At 45.7% G+C, this 26,773-nt stretch carries 27 protein-coding genes; 19 read left to right on the forward strand and 8 right to left on the reverse strand.

What is annotated here, in order from left to right; genetic code table 11:
- The first annotated feature begins 66 nt into the window (after window positions 1-66).
- Both CXF70_RS09905 and CXF70_RS09910 read left to right on the forward strand, forming a co-directional pair.
- Window positions 67-792 carry a hypothetical protein gene (locus CXF70_RS09905; protein ID WP_101802510.1) on the forward strand — a complete coding sequence of 242 codons (726 nt, stop codon included), beginning with the start codon at window positions 67-69 and terminating at the stop codon, window positions 790-792.
- Window positions 793-889: 97 nt separating this feature from the next.
- Window positions 890-1,837: a ring-cleaving dioxygenase gene (locus CXF70_RS09910; RefSeq protein WP_101802556.1), complete on the forward strand. Its 948-nt coding sequence runs from the start codon at window positions 890-892 to the stop codon at window positions 1,835-1,837.
- 49 nt (window positions 1,838-1,886) lie between these two features.
- Here the strand turns inward: CXF70_RS09910 and CXF70_RS09915 are convergent, their stop codons facing one another.
- Window positions 1,887-2,795, reverse strand: coding sequence for a proline dehydrogenase family protein (locus tag CXF70_RS09915; RefSeq protein WP_101802511.1), 909 nt, complete (start codon window positions 2,793-2,795; stop codon window positions 1,887-1,889).
- A gap of 310 nt (window positions 2,796-3,105) precedes the next feature.
- Between CXF70_RS09915 and CXF70_RS09920 the strand changes: the two genes are divergently transcribed.
- Window positions 3,106-4,515 carry a hypothetical protein gene (locus CXF70_RS09920; RefSeq protein ID WP_101802512.1) on the forward strand — a complete coding sequence of 470 codons (1,410 nt, stop codon included), beginning with the start codon at window positions 3,106-3,108 and terminating at the stop codon, window positions 4,513-4,515.
- A 376-nt stretch (window positions 4,516-4,891) separates the two neighbouring features.
- Window positions 4,892-5,929 carry a lactonase family protein gene (locus CXF70_RS09925; protein ID WP_101802513.1) on the forward strand — a complete coding sequence of 346 codons (1,038 nt, stop codon included), beginning with the start codon at window positions 4,892-4,894 and terminating at the stop codon, window positions 5,927-5,929.
- 447 nt (window positions 5,930-6,376) lie between these two features.
- Here the strand turns inward: CXF70_RS09925 and CXF70_RS09930 are convergent, their stop codons facing one another.
- Window positions 6,377-6,706, reverse strand: a complete 330-nt coding sequence (locus CXF70_RS09930) for a hypothetical protein (protein ID WP_101802514.1) — start codon at window positions 6,704-6,706, stop codon at window positions 6,377-6,379.
- Window positions 6,707-6,709: 3 nt separating this feature from the next.
- Window positions 6,710-7,288: an SCO family protein gene (locus CXF70_RS09935; protein WP_369916937.1), complete on the reverse strand. Its 579-nt coding sequence runs from the start codon at window positions 7,286-7,288 to the stop codon at window positions 6,710-6,712.
- 269 nt (window positions 7,289-7,557) lie between these two features.
- Between CXF70_RS09935 and glgB the strand changes: the two genes are divergently transcribed.
- From glgB to CXF70_RS09970, 7 genes are all read left to right on the forward strand, one after another.
- Window positions 7,558-9,441 (forward strand): 1,4-alpha-glucan branching protein GlgB, encoded by a 1,884-nt coding sequence (gene glgB, locus CXF70_RS09940; protein WP_101802515.1) that lies wholly within the window; start codon window positions 7,558-7,560, stop codon window positions 9,439-9,441.
- Window positions 9,438-10,604 carry a glucose-1-phosphate adenylyltransferase gene (locus CXF70_RS09945; RefSeq protein WP_101802516.1) on the forward strand — a complete coding sequence of 389 codons (1,167 nt, stop codon included), beginning with the start codon at window positions 9,438-9,440 and terminating at the stop codon, window positions 10,602-10,604. Before glgB ends, CXF70_RS09945 begins: the two co-directional genes overlap by 4 nt.
- Entirely contained in the window at window positions 10,582-11,604 is a 1,023-nt protein-coding gene (locus CXF70_RS09950; protein WP_101802517.1) for a GlgC family sugar phosphate nucleotidyltransferase, read from the forward strand. Before CXF70_RS09945 ends, CXF70_RS09950 begins: the two co-directional genes overlap by 23 nt.
- Window positions 11,601-13,049 (forward strand): glycogen synthase GlgA, encoded by a 1,449-nt coding sequence (gene glgA, locus CXF70_RS09955; protein WP_101802518.1) that lies wholly within the window; start codon window positions 11,601-11,603, stop codon window positions 13,047-13,049. Before CXF70_RS09950 ends, glgA begins: the two co-directional genes overlap by 4 nt.
- A gap of 42 nt (window positions 13,050-13,091) precedes the next feature.
- Window positions 13,092-13,901, forward strand: a complete 810-nt coding sequence (locus CXF70_RS09960; RefSeq protein ID WP_101802519.1) for an SDR family oxidoreductase — start codon at window positions 13,092-13,094, stop codon at window positions 13,899-13,901.
- Between the two features lie 108 nt (window positions 13,902-14,009).
- Window positions 14,010-15,092, forward strand: a complete 1,083-nt coding sequence (locus CXF70_RS09965) for an MBL fold metallo-hydrolase (RefSeq protein WP_233208600.1) — start codon at window positions 14,010-14,012, stop codon at window positions 15,090-15,092.
- A gap of 4 nt (window positions 15,093-15,096) precedes the next feature.
- A complete protein-coding gene (locus CXF70_RS09970) occupies window positions 15,097-15,357 on the forward strand; it encodes a DUF3006 family protein (RefSeq protein ID WP_101802520.1) in 261 nt (86 codons plus the stop codon).
- Between the two features lie 294 nt (window positions 15,358-15,651).
- Here CXF70_RS09970 and CXF70_RS09975 read toward each other — a convergent pair whose 3' ends face one another.
- From CXF70_RS09975 to CXF70_RS09985, 3 genes are all read right to left on the reverse strand, one after another.
- Entirely contained in the window at window positions 15,652-15,954 is a 303-nt protein-coding gene (locus CXF70_RS09975; protein WP_101802521.1) for a DUF3219 family protein, read from the reverse strand.
- An 85-nt stretch (window positions 15,955-16,039) separates the two neighbouring features.
- A complete protein-coding gene (locus tag CXF70_RS09980) occupies window positions 16,040-17,101 on the reverse strand; it encodes a YkvI family membrane protein (RefSeq protein ID WP_101802522.1) in 1,062 nt (353 codons plus the stop codon).
- A gap of 194 nt (window positions 17,102-17,295) precedes the next feature.
- The gene (locus CXF70_RS09985; protein WP_084243223.1) at window positions 17,296-17,622 is read right to left on the reverse strand and encodes a YflT domain-containing protein; all 327 of its coding nucleotides are present in this window, start codon (window positions 17,620-17,622) and stop codon (window positions 17,296-17,298) included.
- A 120-nt stretch (window positions 17,623-17,742) separates the two neighbouring features.
- Here CXF70_RS09985 and CXF70_RS09990 point away from each other — a divergent pair, with 120 nt between their 5' ends.
- The 5 genes from CXF70_RS09990 to CXF70_RS10010 all read left to right on the forward strand — a co-directional run bounded on the left by CXF70_RS09990 (window position 17,743) and on the right by CXF70_RS10010 (window position 22,044).
- A complete protein-coding gene (locus CXF70_RS09990) occupies window positions 17,743-18,477 on the forward strand; it encodes an MBL fold metallo-hydrolase (protein ID WP_101802523.1) in 735 nt (244 codons plus the stop codon).
- Between the two features lie 116 nt (window positions 18,478-18,593).
- Window positions 18,594-19,580: a cation diffusion facilitator family transporter gene (locus CXF70_RS09995; protein WP_101802524.1), complete on the forward strand. Its 987-nt coding sequence runs from the start codon at window positions 18,594-18,596 to the stop codon at window positions 19,578-19,580.
- Between the two features lie 47 nt (window positions 19,581-19,627).
- Window positions 19,628-20,272 (forward strand): NAD(P)-dependent oxidoreductase, encoded by a 645-nt coding sequence (locus CXF70_RS10000; RefSeq protein WP_101802525.1) that lies wholly within the window; start codon window positions 19,628-19,630, stop codon window positions 20,270-20,272.
- Between the two features lie 133 nt (window positions 20,273-20,405).
- Window positions 20,406-20,669 (forward strand): hypothetical protein, encoded by a 264-nt coding sequence (locus CXF70_RS10005; protein ID WP_101802526.1) that lies wholly within the window; start codon window positions 20,406-20,408, stop codon window positions 20,667-20,669.
- Window positions 20,670-20,754: 85 nt separating this feature from the next.
- Complete coding sequence (locus tag CXF70_RS10010) at window positions 20,755-22,044, forward strand: purine/pyrimidine permease (RefSeq protein ID WP_233208601.1); 1,290 nt, start codon at window positions 20,755-20,757, stop codon at window positions 22,042-22,044.
- Between the two features lie 57 nt (window positions 22,045-22,101).
- Here the strand turns inward: CXF70_RS10010 and pepF are convergent, their stop codons facing one another.
- Window positions 22,102-23,913: an oligoendopeptidase F gene (pepF, locus tag CXF70_RS10015; protein ID WP_101802527.1), complete on the reverse strand. Its 1,812-nt coding sequence runs from the start codon at window positions 23,911-23,913 to the stop codon at window positions 22,102-22,104.
- A 627-nt stretch (window positions 23,914-24,540) separates the two neighbouring features.
- A complete protein-coding gene (locus CXF70_RS10020) occupies window positions 24,541-24,738 on the reverse strand; it encodes a DUF2188 domain-containing protein (protein WP_084243217.1) in 198 nt (65 codons plus the stop codon).
- 177 nt (window positions 24,739-24,915) lie between these two features.
- Between CXF70_RS10020 and CXF70_RS10025 the strand changes: the two genes are divergently transcribed.
- The 3 genes from CXF70_RS10025 to CXF70_RS10035 all read left to right on the forward strand — a co-directional run bounded on the left by CXF70_RS10025 (window position 24,916) and on the right by CXF70_RS10035 (window position 26,629).
- Window positions 24,916-25,395 carry a PaaI family thioesterase gene (locus CXF70_RS10025; protein ID WP_101802528.1) on the forward strand — a complete coding sequence of 160 codons (480 nt, stop codon included), beginning with the start codon at window positions 24,916-24,918 and terminating at the stop codon, window positions 25,393-25,395.
- A gap of 21 nt (window positions 25,396-25,416) precedes the next feature.
- The gene (locus CXF70_RS10030) at window positions 25,417-25,803 is read left to right on the forward strand and encodes a DnaJ family domain-containing protein (RefSeq protein ID WP_101802529.1); all 387 of its coding nucleotides are present in this window, start codon (window positions 25,417-25,419) and stop codon (window positions 25,801-25,803) included.
- A gap of 121 nt (window positions 25,804-25,924) precedes the next feature.
- Window positions 25,925-26,629: a hypothetical protein gene (locus CXF70_RS10035; RefSeq protein ID WP_101802530.1), complete on the forward strand. Its 705-nt coding sequence runs from the start codon at window positions 25,925-25,927 to the stop codon at window positions 26,627-26,629.
- Window positions 26,630-26,773 lie beyond the last annotated feature (144 nt).

Genomic DNA, 26,773 nt, shown 5'->3' on the forward strand with positions numbered 1-26,773 from the left:
TTATAAAGAAGGGGTAAATAAATAGGTGATGTTTTAAAGAAGTTGTAAGGGAAAAGGGGGATTTATATGTTCGGGTTATCGGATTTAGTGGCACTGGTGATATCGGCATTCATCATATTGCCGGTCGTCGTATTTCTTCGTGAAATGGGATACGTAATTGTAGGCTTGCTGCTTGGTGTAAAAAATCCCCGTTTAACGGTAGGATCCGGACCAAGAATCGTGAAGGTCGGAATGTTCGATATTCGGAAATATTATCATCTATACAGTTGGTTTTCCTACGATTCCCTTAAAAGGGAAGGGAAATTTGCTTATATCTTATTGTACGCTGGCCCAATTTTAGTGAACGTTGTGGTGGCGTTAGTCATCAACGCCATGCTGGCGAACGATATGCTCCAGGAATATGAAACTTTCTGGAATCGATTTATCTTTTATGCGTTCTATTACGTCCTATTTGATGTCGTCCCGATGAAAACAGCCAACGGGATGCCGAATAACGGGCTGATCATCTATGAAATGCTGCGTTATGGCAAACGGACTGATTTTAATGAGGAGCCTTTCATTCCTGCGACTAGTGAAGTGGAAGAACAATATGAAGAAGAAATGGAGAAGATAGAAGAAGTGAAAGAACACCAGAAAGATGTAGCGGCAGAAGAAGCGGATACCAAATATGAAGAAAGACAACACAAATCGGAAATTGAAAAAGTTAAACAAGATGAAATTGAGGATCTGGAAAAAGCGGGAAAACATGAACAAGCCAAGAAGAAAAAGCATGAGAAAAACATGCCTGAATAATAGAGATGAAGGGGAAGGGGTTTAATGTCTTTAATTCGAGATAAATACTTGCTATGATGATAGCAGGTGAAGTGCTTAGCAAAGGAGTGTGTGAATGATGGCAAAGAAAATTTCGGGAATTCATCATATTACAGCCATCGTCGGTGATGTGCAGCAAAATGTGGATTTTTATGCAGGTGTTTTAGGGTTGCGGCTGACGAAAAAAACAGTCAATTTTGATGATCCAGGGACTTATCATCTTTATTTTGGCAATGAAGAAGGAGCGCCTGGAACGATCATGACTTTCTTTCCTTGGGGCGATGCTTACCGCGGGAAAATCGGTGACGGGCAGGTCGGGGTGACGGCATTTGCTGTGCCGCCGAATAGCCTTGGTTTCTGGAAGGAGCGCCTGACTAAATTCGGTGTTCCATTTACTGAAAATGAAAGATTCGGCGAGGGTTATATAGGCTTCGAAGACCCTCATGGCCTGCTTCTGGAGTTGGTGGAACGGACTGAAGGCCAGAAAAGTTCGTGGGATTTCGGCGGAATTACCGGAGAAACAGCGATCAAAGGATTTGCTGGAGCCCTTCTTTTCACAGCGAATGCCGAGAAAACATGGGAATTGCTGGAGTCCGTCATGGGACTCGAAAAAATTGGCGAAGAAGGCAATATCATACGCTTTAAGTCTACGGCAGAAATCGGCAATATCGTGGATGTCATGACGGAGCGGCAAGGTACCGGCCAAATGGGAGTAGGCACCGTCCATCACATTGCCTGGCGGGCTGAAGACGATGCGGATCAGCTCGACTGGAAGGACAAAATCGAAAACTGGAGGCTCGGTGTCACCCCGGTGCAGGATCGGAATTATTTCAATTCGATTTACTTCCGTGAATACGGGGACATCCTTTTTGAAATTGCCACTGACCCGCCGGGCTTCTCAGTAGATGAACCGGTTGAAACACTCGGGCAGGAGCTGAAGCTTCCGCCGCAATATGAGCAATTCCGCAAACGGCTGTCGCAGGAACTGCCGCCGCTGCGTGTCAGAACTTTGGATGAAGACAAATAAAAGGAGCCGCGGAATATATTCCGCGGCCCCTTTTTAATTTGCACTCTATTTATTTGGATACCATGCTGCGCAAAGCCAAGTTGATGTTCTGCGGGCGTTCCGCCAATCTTCTCATGAAGTAGGCGTACCAGTCTTTCCCGTAAGGCACATACGTTGTGAAAGCATATCCTTCCGCGGCCAGCTCTTTCTGCATTTCCGTACGGAAACCGTAAAGCATCTGGAATTCAAAACGGTCATGAGGGATATTGTTTTCTTCAACGAATTTCTTCACTTCATTGATGATATTATGGTCATGGGTTGCGATGGAAGTAAACGCTTTCCCGAGAAGCCGGATTTTGATCAATTTCAGGAAGTTTTCATCAATGTCCTGCTTGCTTTGCAGGGAAACATCCGGAATTTCCTTGTAAGCACCTTTTACGATGCGCAGACGGACATCATCCAGACGCTCCAAATCTTTTTCTGAACGGTATAAATAAGCTTGGATTACCGTACCGACATTCGGATAATCCTTACGCAGTGCAGTTAGAATATCGAGAGTCTGCTGGAGGTGGGCATAATCTTCCATGTCCAGGTTGATGAATATATCGTATTTTTCGGCTGCAGCTGCAATTTCGCGAATATTTTCAAGGCTGAAATCGTAATCGATATCCAGTCCGATTTGAGTCAGCTTAATCGACATATGGGCATCTACGCCATGTTCTTGAATAGCTTCAATAGTATTGATGATATCTTCTTTGGCGGCAGTCGCTTCTTCTCTGCTGTAGACGAATTCGCCAAGGTTGTCGATTGTCGCACTGATTTTCATGCTGTTCAATTCTTTAACCGATTTCATCATACTGTCAATGTCAGTACCGGCAACCATTTTACTGGCACCTAATTTTAATCCCCATTTTTTTGCACCGCTGTTCAACAATTGGTTTTTGCTCATAGCAATAAAAAAGTCTCTAGTTACACCCACAATATTTCCTCCTATACTATCAAACGACTTAATTTATCTCGAAAAACTAGCAGATCGGCAAAGAATTGAATACAGCTTTTTCCGTCGGGAATTCATGAAGAAAATCCAGAAGAACGCTGTGCGCTCGTATCCCAGATATATTATAATTGATTGTTTGAAGTCAGCATATCATTAAATATTATAGAATTAAAACTATTCCTATTAAAAAAAATAATTTTATGTCTTTTTTTAGTCCTGTAAACTTTTCATCGGGCTTTACAAGTGTAGAATAGAGGATAACTTAGGGGTAAAACGGAAAGGAAGAGAGTGTATGAAAGGTATCGCAGCAAAAGGTTTTACCTTTTCGGTGTCGGTTTATGCGCTGCTCCATTTCATCACCTATTTCTTCTTCAACGAGGCTTTGTTCAATGTATTATCTGTCCTGGGGTCACTGACCTTAGTGTTCGGGTTGATTCTGCTGCCGCTCAATAAAATGCAATTGCCGATTTTTCTCTCCACAATTGCGGTCGGCGTCATGTTATTAACAAATGGCTCTTTGCTGGAAGGGCTGGCGGAAGGTTTTTTACAGATGCGCAGCCTGATTTCGCTATTGCTGATTGTACCGATGATCAGCTGGGTGTTGAATGAAGAACCTTATATCGATGAAATCATGAGCTATGGCCATAAATTTTTGAATGAAAGCCGGAAATTCTATTTAGGGTTGACGGGCATGACCCAAATCATCTCCCATTTCCTTCTTTTTGGAGCGGTTCCGATGATGTACAGTTTCATTGATTCATTTTTGAAGGAACAAAAAAGCGAAGCGTGGGAACAATTCAAGGGGACAGCCATTTTGCGGGGCTTTGCTTTGTCCACACTATGGGTCATCAGCATTCCAAGCTTCATCTTTGCGGTGGAGGCTTTAGGCGCCACTTTATGGAAATCAGTCGCACTGGGGTTTAGCGCGGCTATAGGTGGAAGTTTGCTCGGTGCATTTTTTGCTTATCGTCAGGAGAAGAGAGATGGAGATGACTTTTCGGCGGTCCTGCGCACTGAAATTGGCGAAGCAATCAAGAACTCGCGGAACACTGGCAAATGGAACCGGGATGTGGCGGAATTCGCTTTTCTGTTTGTGTCCCTGTTCGGTACGATATTTTTCATTCACGAAGTCTGGAGGATCGACTTTCTGGTAGTGATTCCACTTGTCATTCTGTTTTGGACATTGCTTTATTTCCTGCTGAAAAAACGGCTGGGGAATTATGTGGCGGATGGTAAAAATTATTTTTCGAATGGGATTTCACGGCAGGCACAGCAGTTCAGTATCCTGCTGTCCGCAGGATTAATGATTTACGCGCTGAATAGATCAGGGACAGGCGCATACGTAATTGATGGCATGAATTACATCACGGAACTCATCCCGTTTCTGAATATCCTGCTGCTGCTTCCTTTCATCCTGATCGTTCTCGGGTTTATCGGGCTTGGTCCATTGCCTGTCATTGTTTTGGTGACAGGGATTCTGGAAGGGGCGGTGCTGCCGTATCCGCCGGAATTGATTGTGCTTGCGGTAACTTCAGGGAGCGTCATTTCCATTATCCTGTCACCGTTCGTCATGCCGGTCATCATTTTGAGCAGCTTGAATGGCTTGAGCGGCATCCGGAACGGCATCCGTTTCAATTTAAGATATGCCATCGCTTTCTATATAATGGTCCAGCTGTTTATACAGACGAGCATTCTTTTATAAGCCGATCATCCACCTGTCACAAGGTGGATTTTTTGTAGCCGATATTCCGCAAAGCAGCTTCGCTTTCGGGCCCACAGGATGTGGGTCATGCAGTCGGCGCGACAGGACGTCGCGGTTCCGACTGCCGGGGGATTTAAAACCTTTGCTCCTGCATCGCTGCGCTGCTTCGTCGCAAGTAGTTGCCCTCGCAGGCTACGGTCAACTATTCGCTGTTTTGCTCCATATCTCTAGAAATTTCTCTTATCACTGCAACGGTAGATTAGATTCTTTTTTAATGTGACTTACATAGTAGCCTGAACCAATCCGGTTTGATAGGCTATATATAAATTGAGCGGCTGACGAGTGGGAGTCGGCGACGCAGAAGGAGGAGTTTTGTTTGGCAATTCTTCATATGCTTACGGGTTCATATGCGGGCCGAGAAGAAAAAGGCATCAAACTGTGGGAGTTCGATACGGATTCTGGGACGCTCAAGGAAGTGGCAGGAGTCAGCGGAATTGAACGTCCATCATTCCTCACGATTCATCCATCACAGGAATTAGCGGTATCGGGCAGTGAAGATTTCGACGGCGAACTGGTATCCTACAAGCTGGATTCGGATAACGGCATGATACAGGAACACAGCCGCAGCAGCGGAAATGGCGATCATCCTGCTTATGTCACGATTGATCGAAGCGGCAAATGGCTGCTGTCTGTCAATTATTCCGGTGGGAACGTGAATGTCTTTGAACTGAAAGAAGACGGGTCCATCGGGGGAATGACCGACTCAGTGCAGCATGAAGGAACGGGGCCGAATCATGAAAGGCAGGATGCTGCCCATCCGCATTCCATCATTCAAGTGCCAGGGGAAAATCTGTTTGCTGTCTCGGATCTTGGAACGGATACAATTTACTTTTATCAGCTTGATATGCAAAACGGGAAACTGGCGCTTGATCACGCAGTAGATACAGAACCGGGAAGCGGTCCGAGGCATTTGGCATTCCATCCGAAATTGCCACTGATTTATTCGCTGGGTGAACTGGATTCGACAATGACGGTTCTGACGGTTGGACAGGAAAGTGAAATCAAGCCAGTTCAGCGCGTGTCACTTCTGCCGACAGCTTTCGAGGGAGAAAATACGGCTGCGGAAGTGGTTGTATCCGAAGATGGAAAATTCCTTTATGCTTCAAACAGAGGGAATGACAGCATCGTCTCTTTTGAAATCGATGAAAGCGGCAAACTCCGCAGTCCGGAATTCACGAGCAGCGGCGGAGCGGGACCGCGCCATTTCTCATTGGTTCCAGGCGGGAAATGGCTGATTGCGGCTAATGAGAAATCGGATACCCTCACAGTTTTGAAACTGGAAGACGGACGGCCGATTGAACTTGCGCAGGAAATAAAAACTACGGCGCCAGTCTGTGTGAAATTCATCGAATAGGAAATATAGAAAAAAGAGGGAATGTTGATTCGGGGAGTATGTCTTTGTCATTCACTCCATGTCATTTTGTGCTGGTTTTGTGCAGATTCAAAGCATCTACTTCTTATTTGAAACAGACTTGAAAAGACATACTTTGTAGAGAGGTATCTGAGATATGGAGCAAAAAAGCGAAGACTCCCAGGGGAGTAGAACCGGAGTTGGCTTGCCAACTCCGGTTCGAGCGAAGTGCTGAGATCCACTCGGACGAAGTAGAACGAGTCCGAGTTAGCTCAGTGCAAGCCAAGCGCGGCCGAAGAACTTCCGGCCGGCGCTTTGCGACGAAGCTAGCGCAGCGATGCAGGAGCACGGGTTTGTAAAGCGAAGCTGTTTTGCGCAATATCGTTTATATTTTTCCTGTTCTTAAAGAATAAACAGGCCGTGGACATTTGTCCGCGGCCTGTTTTCTGTCTACCAATCCTGTGATTCTTTTTCCATGACGCCGAACTCTTTCAAGATGCTTGTGAACCGGCTTTCCACATTTCCTTCAAAAGCTTCAGCCGTGCAGTCTGTATGCGGCGGGTAATTCAGTTCCCGGGCCTGCTGCAGGGTCGATTCCTCAAGGTAATTCGTCGCGTCCGCTTCCTGGAAACAGGAGGGGGCGATATAAGTCCGGTGGGTATGCTCCAGAATCACCCGTGTGTTGGGCGGAGGAACATTCTCGCGCGGCACAAAAAGGAAAATCAAAAACACGGCTGCGGCCAAAATGCCGAGCAAAATCCAAATATTCATCTTTTTCATCGCTTATTCCTCCGCCAAAAGGATTTTGATATCACTTATGATCTCTTCTGTTGGGGGATCGATCCCGTCATAGAATTTGCGGACAACACCTTCTTGGTCAACCAGATTGAAAGACGTTCCATGAACGACCTGGTCTTCATTCGCAGGTTTTCTGGCAACGACTTTAAAGTTCTCCATCGCGAATGCATCGATTTCTTCGGGAGAATAGCCTGTCAGCAAGTCCCAGCTGTTCAGATCTGCACCGTAATTCTCAGCATAGGATTTTAAAACTTCTGGTGTATCAATCGTTGGATCCACACTGAACGAAACAATCCGCACATCAAGTCCTTCTTCCTTCAATTGCCCCTGCAATTCGGTCATATTCGCCATCATCGGCAAACAGACGGTCGTGCAATTGGTGAATACGAAATCCGCCAGCCATACCTCGCCTTGCAGATCTGCTAGACCGACATCTTCATTATTTTGATTGGTGAAAGTAAAATCTTCTATTTCCCAACTGACGGGATCTTTTATTTCCTGGCCGCAGCCGGCAAGGAAAATACTTAACACTATTAAAAGGGTAAACCACTTCGTTTTCAGCAATAGTACCCGTCCTTTCTGAATCGCTATCGTGAATCCTTATAAGCGTAGTGGATATGGAGCCGCCAAACAAGTACCGGACACCAAAAATATATGTAAATATTTCGAACGGAAGAGTTTGGGAAGCGAAAAGTAAATGGAATAACGGAAATAAAATATATTTGTAATTTAATTTACGAAAAATTTAGTTAATTTACAAAGGATTATCATGGAGCGTGTAGAATCTACTAAAGATAGATAATTAAGGAAAGGCGATGTTAGGAGGAGTTCGTATGATTATCCAGGAAGAAGAGTTGACGGCAGATAAATTGAAGGACTTCCATAACGGCCAGATGAAAAATGCTTATCAATATTTTGGAGCAAAAGTCGAAAGGGGCTTTACCTCATTCACGCTCTGGGTTCCGGACGTCAAAAGGGTGACGGCCGTGGTATTTCATCCAGAGACCAGTGAAATGGTTTCATATGAGATGAAATGCCTGCCGCATGACGAAACGATTTGGCAAATCCGTGTCCCGGCGGATTTGACGGGATACTCCTATATTTATGAAATTCTCTCGAATAATGGTGAACTCCTTGAGAAGTCCGATCCTTATGCCAGACAGGGAGAGATGAGGCCGCAGACAAGATCGGTGATTGTCGGACCTTCACGGTATGAATGGCAAGAAGAGATCATGGAAAAGAAACGCAGCCTGGCTGAAAACCACGTTGAAAAACCGATGGCAATTTATGAATTGCATATCGGGACCTGGAGAAGGAACGAACAAGGAAACTTTCTGACTTACAGGGAACTGGCTGATGAACTCGTTCCTTATGTGAAAAACATGGGTTTTACACATATTGAAATCCTGCCGATTACTGAGCATCCTCTTGATGAGTCATGGGGTTATCAGGCAACCGGCTATTTTGCGCCGACAATCCGCTATGGCACTGCAGATGACTTGAAGTATTTTATTTCTGTATGCGCAAAAAATGAGATCGGAATATTTTTGGACTGGATTCCTGGCCATTTCTGCAGTGATGCATTTGCGCTTTCTTTATTCAATGGAAAACCGCTTTACGAAGAATCCCGTGAAGAAAGAAGAGTGAATTATGATTGGGGCACATTGAATTTTGATATCCAACGAGGTGAAGTGGTGAGCTTCCTGATTTCAAGCGCTCATTATTGGATGAAAGAATTCAAATTCGACGGTTTTCGCATGGACGCAGTCATTACACAGCTTTATATACCAAATGAAGAAGCCAGAACTTTTAATGCAGAGGGCAAGGAATTTTTACGCACTTTAGTGTCCAGTTTAAAAAAAGGGTTCCCAGACGCCATCCTTGTTGCAGAAGATGCGTGGGGGCATCCGAAAGTGACCCATACCCCAGAGGAAAATGGAGTCGGCTTTGATTATAAATGGAATTTCGGCTGGATGCACGACACGCTCGCATATATGAAAGAGCAGCCGTCGGAACGCTCGGAGCACCACGACAAGATGAACTTTTCACTTATGTATCAATACGATGAGCGTTATATCCTGGCTTTTTCACATGATGAAGTGGTTCATGGAGAAAAATCGCTGCTGAATAAATTGCCGGGAACAATGGAAGAGAAGTTCAGCCAATTGCGTTTGCTGCTTGGTTTTTGGATTACCCATCCCGGTAAAAAGTTATTATTCATGGGCCAGGAATTCGGGCATTTCGATGAATGGGAATTCAAGCCGGAACTGGATTGGGCTTCGCTGGAACAGGAAGCACACAAAAAAATGGCCTATTTTACGAAAGACCTCCTGGGATTCTATAAAAGTGAAAGATCACTTTATCAATTGGATGATCATTCCAAAGGATTTGTCTGGCTTGATGCCGACAATCATGAACAGAGTGTCGCCTCGTTCATCAGAAGAGGAAAGAATCCGCAAGATGAGTGTGTCATTTTGTGCAATTTCTCGCATAATGCCTATTCTGATTTTCGCGTGGGGGTGCCGGGAAACGGGGAATATAGACAAATCTTTACAAGTGCAGCCGCCGAATATGGGGGAGTCCAGAGCAGTATCGCCCGCATAGCTTCAGCTGAAGATATCGGAGCGGATGGACAGGACAAGTCCATAAAAATTGAGTTGCCTGCATTTACCATGTGTATCTGGAAATTGATGGAGAAAGGGAGCGAAGCGGATTGAAAAAGCAGATTGTGGCAATGTTATTGGCCGGCGGGCAAGGAACCCGGCTGAAAGAACTTACTTACGCGGTGGCAAAGCCGGCAATTCCATTTGGCGGGAAGTACCGCATCATTGATTTTCCATTATCAAATTGCACAAATTCAGAAATCCATACAGTTGGCGTTTTGACGCAATACCAGCCGCATTTATTGCATCAATATATCGGCCTTGGAACCCCGTGGGACCTTGACCGCCGAAATGGTGGCGTGACGATGCTCCCGCCATATGCGGAAGCTGACGGCATCAAATGGTATGACGGAACCGCGAATGCGATTCATCAGAACATAAAATTTTTAGAGGCGCATCAACCGGAATATGTTCTAATTCTATCGGGTGACCATATATATAAGATGAATTATATGCTGATGCTCGATTTCCATATCAAGCATCAGGCGGATGCCACGATTTCAGTTATTGAAGTGCCATGGGAAGAGGCAAGCCGCTTTGGCTTGATGGAGACGGATGAAGAAATGCAGATTAAGAGATTTGTGGAAAAGCCGGCTGACCCACAAACTAATTTAGCCTCTATGGGCGTATATATTTTTAATTATCAAAAGCTGAAGGAATACTTGGCAAGAGACGCAGAACAAGAAGAGTCGAGCCATGATTTCGGCAAAGATATCATTCCGGCCATGCTTGAAAGCAATGAAAAAATGGTCGCTTATCCATATAAAGGCTATTGGAAAGACGTGGGGACAGTGGAGAGTCTTTGGGAAGCGAATATGGATTTGCTGGAACTGGACTCGGGTCTCGTGCTCCACGATTCGGCCTGGAGGATTTTTTCATCCAATCCTCAGCTGCCTCCGCAAGTAGTGACGTCGACATGTGAAATTCAGGAATCATTTGTCAATGAAGGCTGCATCATCGAAGGCAAAGTCAGGAGATCCGTTATTTCTCAGGATGTCCATATCAAAGAAGGGGCAGAGATTGATGAATGTGTGGTAATGGCAGGGACGGTAGTCGGATCGGGTGCAAAAATCAGCAGGGCGATCATAACGCCTGATCTCAAAATTCCCGCCAATTTTACGCTGCAGAAAAAAGATGGGGAAATCACTCTTTTAACAAAAGAAACGATCAGGAATTGGGAAGGGAGTGAAGACGATGCGCTTAGCAGCAGTAATTGACGCGACTGTCACGATTCCGGGACTGAAGGAATTGGCGATGTACCGGTCGTCCGCCTCGATTCCATTTGCAGGCAGGTATCGCTTAATCGATTTTGCATTATCCAATATTGTGAATTCGGATATCAGTTCAGTCGGAGTCTTTGCTTCACAGCAAAGTGTTTCGCTGATGGATCATATAGGGAAAGGGAAAAGCTGGGATCTGGACCGCCGCAGAAACGGACTTTATTTTTTGCCCACCTCACAACGGGAAGGCGACCAATTGAGTGTCGGTTCCTTTGCGGCGCTTGAGGACCATCTCAGTTTCTTCAAGAAAAGCACGCAGCCCTACGTCGTTGTAACCAGTGCCTTTTCCATTTCGCAACTGGATTATAACGATATGCTGGATGCCCATTTAGCGTCAGGAGCCGATATTACAGAGGCGGTCCGGGACGGGGAATGCATGAAATCTTACATCTTATCCAAGGAATTATTAATGGAGATGATCAAGAGTTTCCGGGAAAATCGGGTTGTGAGTGTTGAAGATATCGTGAATCTTAAGAGAAAGCCATATACCTTTTCGCAATACCAATATGAAGGTTATTTCGTGCTGATCAATTCAATGGAAAGCTATTTCAATGAATCGATGGCGCTGTTGAACGAAGTGACATGGAGGCAGCTGTTCCTGCCCGAAAAACCGATTTATACGAAAGTCAAAGATGAACCGCCGACCAAATATATGAAGGGATCGAGTGTTAAGCGGTCCCTGGTTGCAAACGGAAGCTTATTGGAAGGCCAGGTCAGTGACAGTATTCTGAGCAGAGCGGTGGAAATCGGCAAAAATTCAAAACTCGAAAATTGCATCATCATGCAAAAATGTGTAATAGAAGATAATTGTGATTTGCTGTATGTGATTGCGGATAAAGATGTGCGCATCAAAGCTGGCAGTGTACTGCATGGAACAAAAGAAAAGCCGGTGATCATCCGTAAAGGCAGTGTAGTGTCGGAGGGAGAAGTCTTATGAAAATTATTATGGCAGCAGCGGAATGTGTACCTTTTGCAAAAACAGGAGGGCTGGCTGACGTAATTGGTGCATTGCCAAAGGAACTGGCGAATAACAACCATGACGTTACTGTGTTCTTGCCCAAATACAGCCTGATTGCGGAAGAATTTACAGAGCATTTTTCATTGATTGAAGAAATTCCTGTCTCTTTCGGCGGAGAAATCAAACCATGTGGTGTCTACCAGTACAATGATGAAAATATCCGTTATTTATTCCTGGAAAGCCGGGAATATTTCGGACGGTCCAAAATATATGGCGAACCGGATGATGGGGAGCGTTTCAACTTTTTCAGCATCGCTGTCCTGACCGCAATGAAAGAGATGGAAGTAAAAGCGGACATCATCCACGTCCATGACTGGCATACAGCCATCATTCCATTGCTGATAAAAAAAGACAGCCGTTTCAAAGTGCTTGGAGAAAGCGCTAAAACAGTTCTGACGATCCACAATCTCCAATTTCAAGGCAATTTTGCCACTACTGTTTTCACAAAAGGATTTGAACTGGATGAAAACGGGTTCGACCTTTCTTCCATTGAATGGAATGGAAACTACAATATGCTCAAGACCGGCATTTCCTATGCCGATAAAGTGACCACTGTCAGTCCAAGTTACCGGGACGAAATTTTAACAGCTGCATATGGTGAAGGGCTGGAAGATGTGCTTAAGGAACGTAAAGGCGATCTGGTCGGAATCCTGAACGGATTGGATACTCAGTTTTATAATCCCGCCACAGACCTGGCGATTGAAATGGAGTATGACCACTCATCGATCGAAGAAAAAGCGGTCAATAAGCGCAAGGCTCAATCATTGATGGGTTTGCCGGTGAAAGGGGATGTTCCGCTGACCGTCATGATTTCGCGGCTGGCGGGCCAAAAAGGAATCGATATCCTGGAGGAGGCTCTGCCGGAATTGCTGCAATCCAATGAACTGCAATTTATCCTGCTGGGTTCAGGGGAAGAGAAATTTGAAGACTTTTTCGTGCAGCTGGCTAAAGAATTTCCAGATAAAGTAGCGGTGCATATTGGCTTCGACGAAGACCTTGCGCACCAGCTTTATGCAGGGGCAGATATCTTCCTGATGCCTTCCCATTTTGAGCCTTGTGGTTTAAGTCAGCTCATTTCAATGCGTTACGGAACCGTTCCTGTAGCCAATAAAACAGGCGGTTTGAAAGATACAGTCATTGAATATGACCGCGTCACGCAAACGGGCAATGGTTTTCTGAGTGACTTCACAGGGAATGAGCCTTTCACAGAAGCTGTGAGAAGGGCATTAATGTTCTATCAGGAATCCGGACATTGGGAAGCGATTAAAAAGAATGGCATGGAGGCGGATTATTCCTGGAAACAGTCTGCCGGATTATATGAGGGGCTATATCAGGAATTGACGAAAAACCTTAGCGCAAAATAACCTGGGAATTCACTATCGAACGACCAAAGGAAAGGTGATCTGATGGCAGATAAATCATTCGATAACACAGATTTGGCTGATTATAAAGCAAGCGGTGCCCTGGAAGGGAAAGTGGCGATTATCACTGGCGCCAGCAGCGGCATCGGGCAAGCGGTGGCCATAGCCTACGCGAAAGAAGGAGCAAAAGTTGTCATCGGCTACAAAGGCAATGAAGAAGGAGCCAGGGCAACCCTGCAGACAATCGGGAAATATGGCGGCGACGCAAAAGCGTTCCAAGGAGATTTGGGAAAATCGGCCGAATGCGAAAAGATTGTTCAATTTACGCTTGAAACTTTCGGCCAGATTGACATCCTCGTCAATAATGCGGGCTATCAATACCCACAAACTTCACCGCTGGATATCACGGATGAACAGATGCTCAAAACTTTCGAAATCAAAGCTTTTGCGATGTTCTATTTAGTGAGAGCGGCGTTGCCTCATCTGAAAAAAGGGTCCCGTATCATCAATACAGCTTCCATCAATGCCTACCGTGGACATTCGGATCTGATCGATTATTCAGGTGCGAATGGCGCGATGGTGGCCATGACCCGCTCGCTGGCAAGGCGTCTGGTTCGGGAAGAAATCGCGGTAAACGGTATTGCACCCGGTCCGATCTGGACGCCATTGATTACGAAGACATTCGGGGATTTAAACCCTAACGTAGCGGCTGACTTTGGGGAAGATGTACCAGCAGGGCGGCCGGGACAGCCTTTTGAGCTCGTAAAAGCCTACGTTTTCTTGGCAGACCCGCAAAATTCCTATATGACAGGGCAATTTCTCCATATGAATGGCGGAGATTATATGTCGACCTGATTGCCGATCCGCCTGGAATATTCTTTCTGGCGGATTTTTCATGTCTTCCTACTTCTCCGCTTATAAGGCAGCTGTGATAAAATTCACTGTAACTAAGGGAGTGAGTTTTTGAAAAAAATCTTGATGTTAATTGTTGCGCTGCTTATTTTTTTAGCGGGATGCCAGGAAACTGTTGCACCGAAGAAACCTGTTGAACAAGGGGAATCGGTTCAAGAGTCGATGGATCCGACATTAACCGTGCATTATATCGATGTAGGGCAGGGGGACGCGACATTGCTTGAATTTGATGGCCATGCAATCCTGATTGACGCTGGCCATTGGAAGTCTGACCAAGCTGTCGATTACCTGAAAACTGCAGGCATCAAAGCGATCAATATCGCCGTTGGTACGCATCCTGATGCGGATCATATCGGCCAGCTCGCACAAATTATCGGCGAATTCAGCGTGGAAGAAGTTTGGCTGCCGGGAAATCCAAGCACATCCAATACCTATTTGAATGTACTGCAGGCGATAGATGCAAGTGGAACCGATTATTACGAACCGAGAGCGGGAGATGTTTTTGACGTAGGGAAAATGCGCATCGATGTTCTCTATCCTGAACAGATTACTGGTGCAGCCAATGAAGAATCAATTTCCATGAAATTGACATACGGAGATATTCAATTTGTTTTCACTGGAGACGCCGGGGTAAAAGAAGAGCAGCAAATGATCGACAGTGGAACCGATTTGCAAGCGGAAATTCTTCACCTTGGCCACCATGGCTCGAATACATCCACCAGCAGCGCTTTTCTGGATGCGGTATCACCGGAAGTGGCGATCTACAGTGCGGGAGCGGATAATTCCTATGGTCATCCTCACGCAGAGGTGTTGGCGGCAGTCGAAAATAGCGGTGCTGAAGTTTATGGCACTGACGTTAATGGCACGATTATTGTTGAAACAGATGGCAGTGCCTATAATGTAGTGACCAGCCGCACCGGGATCCCGACTGAAGGGGAGAATCGCTGCATCAACATCAACATCGCATCCACCGCTGAACTCCAGCAGATTGCGGGAATCGGTGAAACGTATGCAAAAGAAATTATTCGCTTACGGCCATTTGAAGCGATTGAAGATTTAGATGACATAAGCGGCATCGGCCAGGCGACAGTAGAAGCGATCAAAGAGCAGAATCTGGCATGTGTAGAGGAGTGATCACGTGAAAGGCTATTTGGACAAGATCGAAGACGGAGGAAAAGCAGTCATTCTGCTGGAAGAGCAAGGCTTCGAAATTATTGTGCCGTTCAAGGAACTTCCGCATGGGAGCGCCATCGGCTCGTGGTTCCGGATCTATGAAGAAAACGGTGACTTCTCCATCTTACTGGATGAAGCTGAACGGCAGCACAAAGAGCAATTGGCAGATGAATTGACCGGTAACTTAAGGATGAAAAGCAGCGGCAGTAAATATAAAAGAGACTAAATTAAAAATGCCCTGGACCGATTGCAGTCCAGGGCATTTAGGCTGTCGAGAAACATCAACTTTTCAATCATTTCGCTGCATATCTTTTAATGTCTCGAAGCTAGCGGAGTGATGCAGGAGCAGCCTAAAAAAACGTGCTCCTGCAGTGCTGCGCACTTCGTCGCAAAGGCATTCTCCGTGCAAGACACGGCTAATGCCTTCGAAGCTGTTTTGCGCAATATCGATTACTTGCCTTTATCTTTTTCTCAATAAGCTGAATGCCCTGGACCGATTGCAGTCCAGGGCATCGTGATTTTAATTTGTTTTTTCGATCAACTCGAGATAATAATCCGCGATTTGTCCTTCTTGGTACAGATCTGTTCGATCAGTCGCATAATTATGGATGGTAGCGGGGAACTCGAGTTTCAAATCCGGCACCCGTACCTCAAAATCATTTTTATAAAGAAGAACAGCCACATCGTGGTATTCTTCACTATTCACTTTAAATGAAAAAGAAATCTTGTTTATTTTATTTTCTGTACCTGAAAGTTGGACGTGCTCATTTCTAAAGTCTGTTGCTTCAATCTGTTTGTCATCAATCCAAACGGCTGTCTCCATGGAAAAACCACCTTTCCAAATTCTATGGTTCAACTTTAACACGAAAAAACCGTCAAACCCCTCTGTAAGGATTTGACGGCCATATTCAGGCTGCCGCTTTTTTATTGCGCGCGTAGCGGATATTTGCCACTACAAGCGTGACAACAAGGAACAGCCCAAGCAATCCGATGACCGGATAAAACTGGCTGACGAGTTCTGTAAATCCTTTGAAGCTCAACAGGTAGGCAAGTGTCACTGCGATGACAACCGTAATTTTGAAGCGTGCCGTATTCTGCTCCGCAAAGCGGGCAGTGAACGAAAACAGCATACTGACGGCTGTGTTGTAAATCATTGCAAAAAGAATCAATGAAATGAAGAACCCGAGCAAGGGAGAAATATCGTTGGCTATTTGAAGCATCGGCATATCCGAGCTGCCGACTCTGTCGACGGCTGAAAAAATAGCCAAGTGGCTCAAGATGATCAATGCACCTAGCCCAAGTCCGCCGATCAATCCACCGCGGGCGGCGATTTTTTCGTCTTTTTCGATTCCGCCCATGACGATGGCCATGGAAGCACCGACGGCTATATTGAAGGAAACATAATTGATTGCTGAGTAAAACCAATTGGATAAAGCTGAATCCTGTTCTTTGGCAATCGGGTTCAGTTCAGCGAACGAAGCATCCATTGTCAGAAGGCTGTAAATGGCAAGACCGATAACCACCATGACTAAAAATGGCGTGATACTGCCGATAATGGCAATGATCTTCTGGATATTGAGCATGATCGTGCCCATGACGATCAAAGCCATCACGGTATTTCCAAGAACTGCCGGCAAACCGAATTGCTGGGAGAAGATTGAACCGGCTCCGGCAATCATTACAACTCCCACGCCGAATACTGTCAGGATAATGATGATATCCATGATGAAACCGCCGTATTTGCCGCCGATGCCATAGAGCGCATCTTTGTGCGAAGTGGTTTGCATGCGGCTGCCGAGTCTCGTCAGACTCATTCCCATATAGGCAAAAAGAGCAGTGGCCAATATAGCCGCTAAAATACCGAGATAACCAAAGCTTGTGAAATATTGAAGTATTTCCTGGCCGGATGCAAATCCTGCACCGACGATAATACCGATAAACGCGCTGCCGATTTTTAAACTTTTCTTCATGTTGTCCCCCTGGATGTGTGCGAACTTGATTCTAAAACTTATGTAAATATAGCAAAAAAATCGTATTCTGACAAAATATATTTGAAAATTCAAGACTTTGGCGCGAAAGAATATTATTATGAGAACATTTAAAAATTATTTGGAAATGAAAAGAGGATGCCGGAATTCCGGCATCCTCTCATAATAAATTATAGTTAATCGTTTTTATTTGCGATGATGACTAATTTGCCTTTGTCGAGTTCTTCTTCGTATTCTTCCGCTTCCTGTTTCGTCAGGCCGGCGCCTTCCATCTTCGCGCGGAGTTCATCGCCGCGAGAGCTGGTCATGTTTTTCATGCTGTCCAGGAAACCTTGTTCTTTCATGCCGACGCTTTCAGTATCAAGGGCATCAGTTACATCTTTTTGGCGCTTTTTATCATGCGCGAAAATATAGATGTCGTCATGGTCGTATCCTTGTGTTGCCAATTTGTCGATTTCTGCTTTTGCTTGGAGTGCGTTCTCAACTGTCATTTTAATAGTCAAAATAATCCCTCCTAATTTTTCTATCCACTTATTCTTTACCACGCAGCTGCCCGCCTTAAACAAGTGTATGGGTTCCTTATGCGTTATACTAAAGAAAACAGCATTGGGAGGAGAGTTGACATGAACATAACGACTATCGGGATTTGGGGCGGCTACCCAAATAAAAACGAAGCGACCTCTTCGTTCTTAATCGAACAGGACGGTTTCCGCTGTTTAATCGACTGCGGAAGCGGGGTGCTGGCGGCGGTTCAGAACTACGTGGAACTGCGTGAATTGGATGCGGTTATACTTACTCACTATCATCCGGACCACGTAGCGGATATCGGGGTGCTTCAGCATGCGGCAATGGTGGGCATGCAATTGAAGGAGTGGAATACACCTTTGCCGATTTATGCGCATAACCGGGATGCTGCGGGTTTTGACAGCCTGTCATATAAAGGGGTCACGGAAGGCAAAGAGATTCATGCAACTGAACCTGTTCAGATCGGGCCGTGGGAAGTATCCTTCTGTGAAACGATCCATCCGGTTTATTGCCTGGCATTGAAATTCTCTTCAAACGGCAAGACAGCGGTTTTCACAGCCGATACGGCATGGAAAGATGAACTCGTTGAGTTTTCGGCTGGAGCCGACTTCATTGCTGCCGAATCGAATCTTTATGAAAAATACGTCGGCATCATCCAGGGCCATATGAGCGGACGCCAGGCGGGCGAACTTGCTTCAGGAGCCAATGTGAAACAGATGGTGTTAACCCATCTGCCGCAATATGGTGAACTTGAGGAGATTTTGGAATCTGCGAAAGAAGCATTTTCCGGTCCGGTTGAATTTGCTGAAATCGGTAAAACGTATCGGCTTTAATTGTTTAAGGGAGCAGATATGGTACTTGAGAGAAAAAAGTTGAATGAATAGGTGTTTTAACTTTCATTAATGGGAAGTTAGTAATATAGAAGCTATTGAAAGGGGCACGGTTTATTATGAGGGAATTATTCGGTTTGATGAAATTCGGCGCTAAATCAGCGCTATGGGCAGCAATTATAAATACGGTTCTCGGCATTATTAAAACAGCTGCCTACCTGATCACAGGAAATGTCGCCATGTTCGCTGAAATGATGCACAGTTTTGGTGACGCGGCCAACCAATTTTTCGTATTCATCGGATCAGGGCTCAGCAAAAAGAGTCCGACGGAACGATTCCCTGGAGGATTTGGGCGACTCGTCAATCTGGTCTTGCTGGGAGCCGTGCTGATTGTCGGGATCCTTGCCTATGAAACGATTATTGAAGGGATTCACCATATCCAATCAGCGACGCATTCCGAAGATTGGTTCTGGTTGAACGTCGGTGTGTTGGGCATAGCGATCGTATTGGAATTGTTCGTGTTGCATAAAGCCATGAAAGAAATTACACATAACTTGCCAAAAGAACAAACTAAAGGCTTGAAAATCGTTTCCGCATCTTTTAAAAACGTGAAATCAGCCAATCCTGCAACAAAACTTGTCTTCCTTGAGGATATGGTCGCAGTCAGTGGTGCAGTGCTCGCACTTGTCGCAATCGTGATTGCAACTTACACCCCGTTCCATAGTGCGACAGGCTATGCGTCAGTCATTATCGGCCTTATGCTTCTAGTTGTAGTGGGACGTATTTTCCTTGATAATTCCGCTGGCGTTCTTGGTGTCGCAGATCTCGATATGCAGGATCGCATGGGCAATGAAATCATGAAGCATCCAAAAATAAATGACATTCAAGATATTGATGTTATTCGCGAAGGCGATGATCTTCATGTTGAATTGAAAGTGGAAGTCGCACCAAATATGACAATTCAGGAAGCGGATGAAATCCGGGAGTATATAGCGTTAGAAATCAATAAACGTGTTCCGAATGTTACAGATATCATTATCGAGTTTGACCAGGATGATGATATTACTCATTGGAAAAAAGTAACAACGCAGAAACCAGTCGAATAAGCAGTGGATATAAAGCAAACCTTAGCGAATTAACTGGAGGGATTCTAATGAAGATCGGAATCATCGGCGCAACTGGAAAAGCTGGGAGCCTCATCATGAAGGAAGCAAAATCCAGAGGTCATGAAGTGACAGCGATTGTGCGGAATTCACAGAAACTTCCTGAGGAAGAAGATGCCGTGGTTTTGGAAAAGGATATTTTTGACCTTGATGCAAATGACCTGAAACAATTCGATGCTGTCGTCAACGCTTTCGGCGTGCCGCCTGAAAAAGCGGAGCAGCATGTGGAAGCGGGCCGGTCGCTGATCAATGCACTGAAAGAAGCAAAAGACACACGTCTTTTGGTGGTCGGAGGCGCAGGCAGCCTGTTTGTCGATGAAGCCAGAACAACACGATTGAATGAGACTCCGGAGTTTCCTGAGGCTTTCAAAGCCATCGCGTTGAATCAGTCCCAAAACCTTGCGGATCTTGAGCAAGCTGAAGGAGTTCAATGGACTTTCCTGAGTCCCGCAGCTTTTTTCGATCCTGAAGGCAAGCGCACAGGACGCTACCAAATCGGGGAAGATGCGTTTCTTGTAAACAGGAAAGGCAAAAGTTATATCAGCTATAAGGATTACGCAATTGCGCTGGTCGATGAAATTGAAAATGGCTGGCATATCAATAAGCGGTTTACCGTAGTAGCGGAAAGTGAATGAATACGGAAAGCAGCTGCCGGATTTTTATTCCGGCAGCTGCTTTTCTTCACTAAACGTTCACCTTCATTTCTTCAAAGCGTAATTGAATCATGTATAATAAATTGAAACTTGAAGATAAAGGTGGGTAAGCACGATGGATTTTCTATACTTTCCAGAAGATAAATCAGAGTACATCCCGGGCATCATTTCCGTAATTGTTATCTTCATTCTCTCAATGCTGATTATCTGGCTATTGGTCAGGGCTTCGAAGAAACAAGTTCAGAACTTGGAAGATCAGGGGTATTCCGTTAATTACGATATGAAAAACAGCGACGATCCGCTGTCTATAGATGATAAGCCGGAAAAGGATGAAGTGAAACAGACTTCTGAATACGATAACGGCAAAAAGGGGTCCTGACAAAAATCAGGACTTCTTTTTGTTGAAGGGAAATCGGTGTATACTGATACCGCATGATTATATTTAACGAATTGGAGATTTACATATGATAAAAAATCTTTTTGGCGGCCTGCAATGGGCCGTATTTCTATTAGCTTCATCCATTGCCGCACCGATCGCCATCGCCAGCGTATTCGGGATGGATACGGCGGATACGGCATTATTCGTCCAGAGAACGGTCTTCGTTCTGGGAGTCGCGGTTTTGCTGCAGGCATTTATCGGCCATAAGATGCCGATCAACGAAGGGCCGGCCGGATTATGGTGGGGCATCTATATCGTTTACGCAGGATTGGTCGGTTCACTTTACGCCACGGCCGAAAACGCGCTGCAGGCGCTGCAAAGCGGGATGCTATACAGCGGGGTGCTGTTCATCATTTTCGCTTACACCGGTCTCGTGGGTAAAATGCGCCGTTTGTTCACCCCGACAATCACATTCGTCTATTTATTGTTATTGGTGCTGCAAATCAGTGAATCGATCATGTCGGGCCTGTTCGGCATCACGACACCAGGAGAACCTGTCGATCTCGTCGTCTTTATGGCCGGAATCGCGGTTGTAGTCGCCACTTTCTATTTTATGGGCAATAAAATCCCGTGGGTCAACCGCTATTCCGTACTGTTTGCGATTGCGGCTGGCTGGTTCCTGTTCTTGATCATCGGCAAAACGGAATCCGTGCCGTTCGAAGCGGGCACATTCATCTCATTGCCGAAGATGCTGGTATTCGGTCCGCTCGTCTGGGACAGCGGCATGTTCGTCACATCCTTGTTTTTAACCCTGCTGCTGATCGCCAATATGATGGCATCGATGCGGGTCATGGAGTATTTATTGAAAAATGAATTCGGCATCCATCAGCCGGACCGGGTCAAACAAGGTTCCGTCGCATCCGGATTGAACCACATCATTGCCGGCTTGTTCTCTTCCATCGGACCTGTGCCGATCTCAGGAGCAGCCGGATTTGTCAGTGCGACAAGGACCCCGTCATTAAAGCCGTTCATTGTCGGCGGATTCCTGGTGGTTGCCATCAGTTTGTTCCCGAATATCATGGCATTGCTTGCTGCCTTGCCGGCGCCGGTCGCCTATGCGGTCATCTTTGCGATTTTCACGAAGATGGTGGAAATGGCATTCAAGGAGTTGGAAGAGGAAGCTGACCGGATGCAGGCCTATAAAGTTTCTGCTTTCGGCTTGATGATCGGCGTCGGCATCATGTTCGTTCCCCAGGAAAGCATGGCTGAACTGCCTGGTGTGATTGCCTCGACTCTTTCAAACGGCTTGATCACAGGAACTATCATCGCGATTATTCTTGAGCAGGCATTGATTTGGAGAAAGAACAAAAAATAAGAAAAAGCGTGCCGCATCGGTGAGATGCGGCACGCTTTTTATATAATCAAAAATTATTTATTCGCCTTCGATTTCCTCAGTCAACTTCTCCAGCTCGTCGATCAATTCGCCGATATAGGCGATTGTGTCGCGCAACGGTTGATCGGTTGTGATGTCGATGCCAGCCATTTTGGACAGCTCAACCGGTGATTTGGTTCCGCCTGCTTTCAGCACTTCCAGCCATTCGTCGACAGCCGGCTGTCCTTCTTCAAGGATGCGTTTTGAGACTTGTGTCGAAATGGTCAAGCCTGCGCTGTACGTGTAAGGATACAAGCCCATATAGTAGTGTGGCTGGCGCATCCAGGTAAGCTCGGCACCGTCATTGATTTCCACAGTGTCGCCCCAGAATTCCTCCAGAACCCCGCGTTTCAGGTTGTTCAGGATTCCCGCATTGACGCTCTGTCCTGTATCGATGCGCTCATACACTTTGCGCTGATAAGCAGCTTCAAGCAGGTGCGTCACGAAATTATGGTAATACGTGCGGGCAACGATGGAAGAGATGACCCAGCGTTTGAATTTAGGGTCTTTCGAATTCTCGAGCAGGTGGTTGGCCATCAGCATTTCATTCATCGTCGATGGTGCTTCGATAAAGTAGAGCGATGGACGCGCGTTGAAGATGTTCTGCGCGCGGTTGGCGTTATAGAAATGTCCGGCATGGCCAAGTTCATGCGCCAGCACAAACACTTCGTTCATGCGGCCGGTCCAGGAAATCAGGATATACGGATGGTTGCCGTAAGGGCTCGAACAGAAAGCGCCAGTCGACTTGCCTTTATTCTGCGCGAAATCGATCCAGCGTTCCGAATAAGAACGTTCGATCATTTCAAGATAATCTTCGCCCATGATGCCAAGCGCGTCGTTGATGTATTTCTTCGATTCTTCCACTGTGATTTCCGGTTCGTACGTCGGATCCAATGAAATCTTCAAATCGGCGAAGGTCATTTTCTCAAGGCCATGCGCTTTTTGCAGCAATTTCGCGTATTTGCGCATATGCGGCGCCAATTCACTGGTGATCAAATCGATTTGGCGGTTGTAAAGCGAACGGTCCACTTCCTGATTGAACAGCAGGTAGTCGAAAATGGAATCATAGCCTCGCAGGTCGGAAGTCGTTTTTTCCGTCTGCAGCTGCATATCATACGTTTTCGCAGTGGTATGCTGGTAGTCTTTCAGCTTCTTCGAAAACGCGTCAAAAGCGGCGCGGCGCTTGGCCGTATCCGTTTCAGCTTCCCAGTCGCCTTCGAATGACACGTAACTTAATGGATAACTTTTGCCGTCCGCTTCAAAATCGTCGAATGACATATCCACCATTTTTGTCGTATTGTAGAGACCGTATGGCGCGTTGAACGTCGATGAATAAGCGGCAAGTGTCTTTTCCACTTCCGGATGCAATTGATATTGCTTTTTGCGGATCAATTTCTCCAAATACACTTTGAATTCGTCGGATTCCTGCATGGCCTGTTCCAGCGTTTCTTCCGGCAATGCCAGCAATTCACTGGTGACGAACGACAGCTTGCTGTTCACTTTGGCTGCTGATGAACCGAATTTGCTCGACAGCATCTGGGCTTCGTCATCTGTTTGATCTGTGCTGATTTTAAGGCTTGCGTATGTACCCACCGGCACGAATTTTTCGTTTATTTCAGCGTAAGCTTTCAATAACTCATTTACTGAAGCCGCATCCTTCGTGTTTCCTTTATAAGTTGAGGCGAATGTATCCACTTCTTTTTCGAGCGCAGAAAGCGCTTCGTGAAAAGCTTCATCTGATGGGAATAAAGACTGCAGATCCCATGTTTCATCAATGCTGACTTCTGAACGTGCGGGCATACTCTTGACCATTTATCTCGCTCCTTTTATTACGGTTATCGAACTATTCCAAGTATAGCGGGCAAGCGGAAAAAAGTAAAAACTATTTATCAAATAAATTTTAAAATTCTTATAAATTAGGTTTAAAAAATTTTGAAGGTGGTATTTAGATTATACAAGGCGGAACCACCGTAGGGAGAAACGAGTAAACGGTTTAGTAGTTTACAATCGCCTCCAGACGAGGACATGCACAGCCTTGGCGGAAAATTTGCTTTACTGACGATTGTGATCTCGTCGGGTACCAAGTTTGTAAAGTTTTCTGAAGAGAAAGTGTTTCAAACGAAGTTTGGTAAGTTTTTTGTGTAAGTGCAACTGAATATCTGACTGCAGAACATCGGATTCGCTGAGAGGTAGATGCGACTAAAATCTAAAGATGCAGACAGTACAAGAAGCTGTATTGACGGGATAAGAACATTCGTCAACCTTTATAAGAATGTAGAAGTATGATTGACAAATTTTCCGCGTGCGCAAACTTCTCCGAGAGTGGAGAAGCTGCAACAGGGAAAGCACAGCCTGATGAAAAGGGCTGTGCTTTTCTATTTGTTCAATTTCATCAAAAAAGCGGACCGCTTGGGCGATCCGCTTTTTTCTTATTGTTTTTTAGTATTCTCGTTCTTCAACCACATTATGGTCCTTGTCCAGAATCTGAAGTTTGCTGGGTGTATTGTCTTTAGCGAGTTCTTCAGCTGCGGCAATCGCTCCGTCTTTGCTCGGGAATGACTCGGTCGGAGCCACGTCCTCCAGTTTGACGATCCAGCGCGTTGCGTCCTGGTCAGGTGCTACACTATAACATTTCATACATATCAAACTCCTTTCCTGATCTCTTTTTTTGTTTTCCCGCACTCTATGGTTTTAAACAATTCGCCATGTCAATTAAATTCAGAATAGTTCGTCCTTTACTTGGTGCTTATGTTAAAATTGAGGTAATATCTTACAGAAATAAATGCAAATATCTCAAGAAAAGAGGAGAAAAGAATGAGTGAAACAACGATTACAGCAATTCAGGATGAATACGCAGAGGAATTTGCGCATTGTTATGGATGTGGGCGCTTAAATGAGTCGGGACATCATTTCCGGACAATATGGCAAGGAGATAAAACCTATACTGAATATGAACCCGGCAATGAACATACAGCTATTCCAGGATTCGTTTACGGCGGCGTCATCGCTTCACTTATCGATTGCCACGGAACAGGCTCGGCTTCATTGGCATTGCATAGAAAGAATGGTTTTGAACCAGGCAGTGGAGAAGAGCCGCCGCGTTTTGTTACGGCATCGCTGCATGTCGATTACCTGAAGCCGACTCCACATGGCGTCACATTGAAAGCGGTCGGAGAAGTGGAAGAAATTCACCCGAAAAAATTTAAAGTGACTATAGAAGTTACAGCTGACGGAGCAATATGTGCAACGGGGACGGTAGTAGCGGTTGTCATGCCTTCTTCATTCGGAAAATAATTCTCTAAGGGGCTGGAGGAAATGGCGGAAGAAAAACAGGAGATCCGAACAGATTTGATTGGAGAAATTTTAAGGGAATACGAGAAGACAGGCGGAATGGACAATTTGCCGGGGGCCGGGAAACCGCTGCCGTCGGAATATTTTTCAGGAGACCTTTTTCAGCATTTTCAGCGCATCGCGAACGAGCAGGGATACAAACCGCATTGGCTGAAATTGCAGCATGAAATACGCGGTCAGATCCAAGAGGCGCTTGGCAAATTGGAAGCTGGCAAGACAAAGGACCTTCCTCTTCGGATTGCAAGAATCAACGAGAAAATCCATGAATTCAATAAATCCTGTCCGCCGCCCTTGCAAAAAGGCTCCGTAACGCTTGAAAATATCAGCAGAATGGCAAGCCGGTGGGAATAGTACGGTATCAAAACGGACCCAACTTGTTTGGCGTCCGTTTTTTGGTTTAACAGCGCAAGGATTAGGGAATTTTTCACATGAGTCTATTTAGCAGGAACCAGAAAGGGAGGGGTGAGCAATTATGGAGAACAAAGATGAAAAAACAGAGTTGAATAAAACACCAGAATCAGAGGAAGTGAAAGAGCCGTCTGTCGAACCGGTGCCGGAAGTGACCGAACCGACGGCTGAATCAGCGTCGCCTGTGGATGAAACGACGGAGGAGACGGAAGCGGAACCAGAACTGAAGTCAGAACCGAAGTCGGAATCGACGCCTGAACCGGCTGCTGAAGTGGTTGAAACAGAAGCTGTATCGCCACCGGTAACTGAAGAACCTGTTGTGGAACCGGCAAAAACACCGGTTGAACCGGATCCGATCGTAGAAGAGGCGCAGGCTCAACCTGCACCGGTTGTGGAAGAAACCCGCGTTGAACCAGTGCCGGAAGCGGAAGAAAAGACGGTGGAGCCCGCAGCGGAACCAGAACCGAAGCCAGAAGCGAAGTCGGAACCGACGCCACAACCAGCAGAAACTCAAGCAGAACCAGTGCCAGCCGCTAAAGAACCGGTTGAAAAGGCAGAGGAAAAACCCAAAAAATCTGCGAAAAAAGAAAAAGCTGCTGCTGAACCAGAGCCGGTGGAAGAAGTTCCAGAAGAACCGGAGGAAGAAGAAAACAATGAAACTGCCCGTTTCAGTAAAATTTACAGCAATGTAGCTTCCAATAAATATGAAAACCTTCGTACAAGTTATATAGAAAATAAAGCGAAAGAGCTGCGGAAAAAACGTAAATAACAAGTCGAGTGCAGTTCATTGTTAAAAGGATTTTCCGAAATAGAAGCTTTTGACGGTAAATGAATGACACAAGGACGATAACGCTTTTAATTTTATTTGTTTTTCCGAGTATCCGTTTCTTTTATAACGAAACTGGCACGAATA

The sequence above is a fragment of the Planomicrobium sp. MB-3u-38 genome (assembly GCF_002836425.1).
GTDB lineage: Bacteria > Bacillota > Bacilli > Bacillales_A > Planococcaceae > Planococcus > Planococcus okeanokoites.

Bases quoted from the DNA above. Each gene is read 5' to 3' on its own strand.
- CXF70_RS09975 (WP_101802521.1), bottom strand. From the start codon at position 15,954: ATGGAGACAGCCGTTTGGATTGATGACAAACAGATTGAAGCAACAGAC.
- pepF (WP_101802527.1), bottom strand. From the start codon at position 23,913: ATGGTCAAGAGTATGCCCGCACGTTCAGAAGTCAGCATTGATGAAACA.
- CXF70_RS09960 (WP_101802519.1), top strand. From the start codon at position 13,092: ATGGCAGATAAATCATTCGATAACACAGATTTGGCTGATTATAAAGCA.
- CXF70_RS10005 (WP_101802526.1), top strand. From the start codon at position 20,406: ATGGATTTTCTATACTTTCCAGAAGATAAATCAGAGTACATCCCGGGC.
- CXF70_RS09995 (WP_101802524.1), top strand. From the start codon at position 18,594: ATGAGGGAATTATTCGGTTTGATGAAATTCGGCGCTAAATCAGCGCTA.
- CXF70_RS09980 (WP_101802522.1), bottom strand. From the start codon at position 17,101: ATGAAGAAAAGTTTAAAAATCGGCAGCGCGTTTATCGGTATTATCGTC.
- glgA (WP_101802518.1), top strand. From the start codon at position 11,601: ATGAAAATTATTATGGCAGCAGCGGAATGTGTACCTTTTGCAAAAACA.
- glgB (WP_101802515.1), top strand. From the start codon at position 7,558: ATGATTATCCAGGAAGAAGAGTTGACGGCAGATAAATTGAAGGACTTC.
- CXF70_RS10035 (WP_101802530.1), top strand. From the start codon at position 25,925: ATGGAGAACAAAGATGAAAAAACAGAGTTGAATAAAACACCAGAATCA.
- CXF70_RS09990 (WP_101802523.1), top strand. From the start codon at position 17,743: ATGAACATAACGACTATCGGGATTTGGGGCGGCTACCCAAATAAAAAC.
- CXF70_RS09910 (WP_101802556.1), top strand. From the start codon at position 890: ATGGCAAAGAAAATTTCGGGAATTCATCATATTACAGCCATCGTCGGT.
- CXF70_RS09920 (WP_101802512.1), top strand. From the start codon at position 3,106: ATGAAAGGTATCGCAGCAAAAGGTTTTACCTTTTCGGTGTCGGTTTAT.
- CXF70_RS10030 (WP_101802529.1), top strand. From the start codon at position 25,417: ATGGCGGAAGAAAAACAGGAGATCCGAACAGATTTGATTGGAGAAATT.
- CXF70_RS10010 (WP_233208601.1), top strand. From the start codon at position 20,755: ATGATAAAAAATCTTTTTGGCGGCCTGCAATGGGCCGTATTTCTATTA.
- CXF70_RS09930 (WP_101802514.1), bottom strand. From the start codon at position 6,706: ATGAAAAAGATGAATATTTGGATTTTGCTCGGCATTTTGGCCGCAGCC.
- CXF70_RS10000 (WP_101802525.1), top strand. From the start codon at position 19,628: ATGAAGATCGGAATCATCGGCGCAACTGGAAAAGCTGGGAGCCTCATC.
- CXF70_RS10020 (WP_084243217.1), bottom strand. From the start codon at position 24,738: ATGAAATGTTATAGTGTAGCACCTGACCAGGACGCAACGCGCTGGATC.
- CXF70_RS09905 (WP_101802510.1), top strand. From the start codon at position 67: ATGTTCGGGTTATCGGATTTAGTGGCACTGGTGATATCGGCATTCATC.
- CXF70_RS10025 (WP_101802528.1), top strand. From the start codon at position 24,916: ATGAGTGAAACAACGATTACAGCAATTCAGGATGAATACGCAGAGGAA.
- CXF70_RS09950 (WP_101802517.1), top strand. From the start codon at position 10,582: ATGCGCTTAGCAGCAGTAATTGACGCGACTGTCACGATTCCGGGACTG.